3 protein-coding genes are annotated in these 3179 nt (G+C 50.2%); all 3 read left to right on the forward strand.

Features of this window, described 5'->3' with window-relative positions; translation table 11 throughout:
• Positions 1–151 precede the first annotated feature (151 nt).
• Positions 152–1174: a DUF3644 domain-containing protein gene (locus tag GX147_09185; GenBank protein ID NLN60852.1), complete on the forward strand. Its 1023-nt coding sequence runs from the start codon at positions 152–154 to the stop codon at positions 1172–1174.
• A gap of 254 nt (positions 1175–1428) precedes the next feature.
• Positions 1429–1863: a hypothetical protein gene (locus GX147_09190; protein NLN60853.1), complete on the forward strand. Its 435-nt coding sequence runs from the start codon at positions 1429–1431 to the stop codon at positions 1861–1863.
• On the forward strand, positions 1860–3179 hold a 1320-nt coding region (locus GX147_09195; protein NLN60854.1), incomplete at its 3' end, for an ATP-dependent DNA helicase RecG. The genes GX147_09190 and GX147_09195, both read left to right, overlap by 4 nt.

Raw genomic sequence — 3179 nt, forward strand, 5'->3', positions numbered from 1 at the left:
GCAAAAAGCGGGTAGATCAGTTGTTTAATATCATCTTACACCGCGCCTTTACCGGTGATCTCACGGTCAAGTGGCGTGAGGCGCATATGAAGGAACTTCTGGCGGAGATGGAGACGCAGGCCAAGGCACTTGAAACCGTTGGGACGCAGCCATGAACTATTCCGATTCTTATCGCCACCTCCTTCAGAATGCCCAAGCCGCTATGTTGGCAGCTATCGAAATATACAATAAGCCCCGCTTTGCCTATCGCGACGAGTGTTTTTCCATCCTTCTTTTGAACGCATGGGAATTAATCCTCAAAGCATTGATTTCCAAAAATCGAAAATCCATCTACTATCCTAAGAAGCGAACCGAGGCCTATAAGACCCTGTCCTGTCGGGATGCTTTTGCTCGCGCCCAAAAATATTTTCCGAAGAACATCCCAGCACTTCCTGTTCGCAGAAACCTCGAATTGCTAACGACCTATAGAGATAATGCGGTTCACTTCTATAACACTCCCGGTTTTGGAACGGTCATCTACTCGCTGGCACAGACCGGCATCGTCAATTTTCGTGACCTGATGGCACAATCATTCGGTGTTCACATCGAGGAAGAGATTACCTGGAATCTTATGCCTCTCGGCTTGCACTGCCCAGTGGATGCGATCACCTACATGTCGGACGATTATACCCGTCAGGATCATGCCCGCGCGCCGGTGAAACATTTTCTTTCAGAACTGGCCGCTGCATTGGGTGAGATCGAAAAATCCGGAATAGACACTGGCCGCCTCATGACAGTCTTCAAAGTAAAGTTGGAGTCCGTGAAAAAGGTGGAGTATGCCGATGTTATCGCCGGGGTCAAGCCTGATGGAGGCATATCAGGAACCGGGCCGCTGATCATCGAGAAGCGGTTTGACCCCAATGATCCCAACTGGGTACGGCGTAAAGAAATACTCGATGACATCACTGAATTGCACGGCAGCAAATTCACTTCGTATATCTTTGATGCTGTCGTCTGGCATCGCAAAATCAAGAACAATCCACGCCTGTGCTGGGTATCGCATGAGGGCGTGTTGACCAAGTACTCCCGTGAAATCATCGCAATTTTCCGAAGGCTGACCGCGAAACAAATAGAAGCCGCGTTGGCAGCCTACCGAGAGCACATGAGGCAGCGAACAAGGAGGGTCAAAAAATGAGCAGCATATCTGCCCCCCCTCGCTCCAACATTATCCTCTACCAAACCGAGGACGAGCAAAGCTGGCAGGAGTTCTACAACCAAGCTATGACCTACCTTTTCGTGTATTTCGTGGTTCCAAGGAGGCTCACATGCTGACCGCTTTACGAATCGGAAACTTCAAGGTCTTTGCCGAATCGCAGCGGATTCCTATCCGACCTTTGACCCTGATCTATGGTGCAAACAGTTCCGAGCGTTTTAGTATGGGAGGAAACAATGACCCAAGAGCTTGAACAGATCGAATATCGTCAGGGCATGCTTGAAAAGGGCATGAAGCCCAATACCCTTCCCGTAAAAATATGGCGGAGAGCAAAAATCCCTGCGGATGTGCGCGCAGCAATAAGCGCGGAAAGCCTGCTTGGCCTCGGCGGCCTTTACGGCGACAAGAAGACCGGTGATCCGATGGAATACGATTACCTCAAACTGATTCTGACCGACGGCGTGATCCTGAACATTGCCCCACTGTGGGAATTGGTCCCCTGGAACGAGCCCAAAAAATACTGGGAAGAATTGCAGGAAGGGAAATACGACTGGTCCCACATTGCCTATCAGCTTTGGCCAGAGAGGGTAAAGGAAGCTTGTAAAAAGAATCGTTCCATTGCCATTGCTCATGGGGCAGTGGACAGAAATTTAAGAGGTATGTTGCTTTGAACGCTAAAGAACTGACTGAACATATTGCTCTGGGAGAGGACAGCACCCGGCAATTCAAGGCGGATATCCGCAATGGGGAATCTTTGGCCTCGGAGATGGCGGCTTTTGCCAATGCAGAGGGTGGGCTCATTCTCATTGGTGTTGCTGACGATGGTTCTACTCCAGGGCTTTTAAAAGAAGATGTGGGCCGGATCAATCAGCTCATCAGCAATGCAGCCAGCCATCTGGTGCGTAGTCCTTTGACCGTACAAACTGAAAATGTAGCCGTTGGCAAGAACAGAATCGTGATTGTTCTAAACGTCCCCAAGGGGATCGACAAACCCTATTTCGACAAGAACGGCGTGATCTGGCTTAAGGTGGGCGCAGACAAACGGCGGGTGAACTCCAAGGAGGAGCTTCGCAGGCTTTTCCAGATTTCAGGCCAGTTTCATGCCGATGAAATGCCCACCAAGGCGGGATTGGAAGCGCTGGATAAACTACGCTTTCGCGATTTTATCCGTGATGTCTATAAACGCGAATTTCCTGAAGGACCTTCGGAATTGTTGCGTTTTTTGCAGAACATGAACCTTGCCACTGAAGCCGGTTTTTTGAATTTGGCCGGACTGCTGATGTTTGCCGAATTCCCGGAACGGTTCACGCCTCAGTTTGTGGTCAAGGCCATTCGCTACCCGGGGAATAAGATTCATGCGACCGATTACCTGGATACAGAAGACTTTGCCGGGCCGCTAAGAAAAATCTTCGATGATGCTTTAGGCTTTATTATGCGGAATCTCCACAAAGTGCAGGCCGGACGCGGCGTGAATGCCCCCGGATTGCCTGAAATTCCCGAAACCGTTTTTGAGGAACTATTGGTAAACGCTTTGGTGCATCGGGATTACCTGGTGAGCGCGCCTATTCGTCTGTTCATATTCGATAATCGTATCGAAATTATCAGCCCGGGGCATCTGCCCAATAATTTGACTGTGGAGAAGATTCTGTCGGGGATTTCGAACATACGCAATCCGATTATTGTCTCCTTTGTGGCCAAGGGACTTCTGCCTTATCACGGCCTGGGTTCCGGCATCAAACGCGCGATCGATGCCTGGCCGCACATTGATTTCGCGGACGATCACGAGGGTTGCCTTTTTACTGCCACAGTGCACCGGACTCCCGCAGATAAGCTAAAACTGGCAACAGTTTTACCGAAAGCGTCGGGAAAGCGTCGGGAAAGCGTCGGGAAAACATCGAGGAAAATCCTGGACGCCTGCCAAAAGAACAAAGGGATCACCATTCCGGAAATAGCCGCTTTAGCCGGCGTGACCGAACGATCGATAGAA

This window comes from Deltaproteobacteria bacterium, from assembly GCA_012522415.1.
In the GTDB taxonomy this organism is placed as follows: Bacteria; Desulfobacterota; Syntrophia; order Syntrophales; family JAAYKM01; genus JAAYKM01.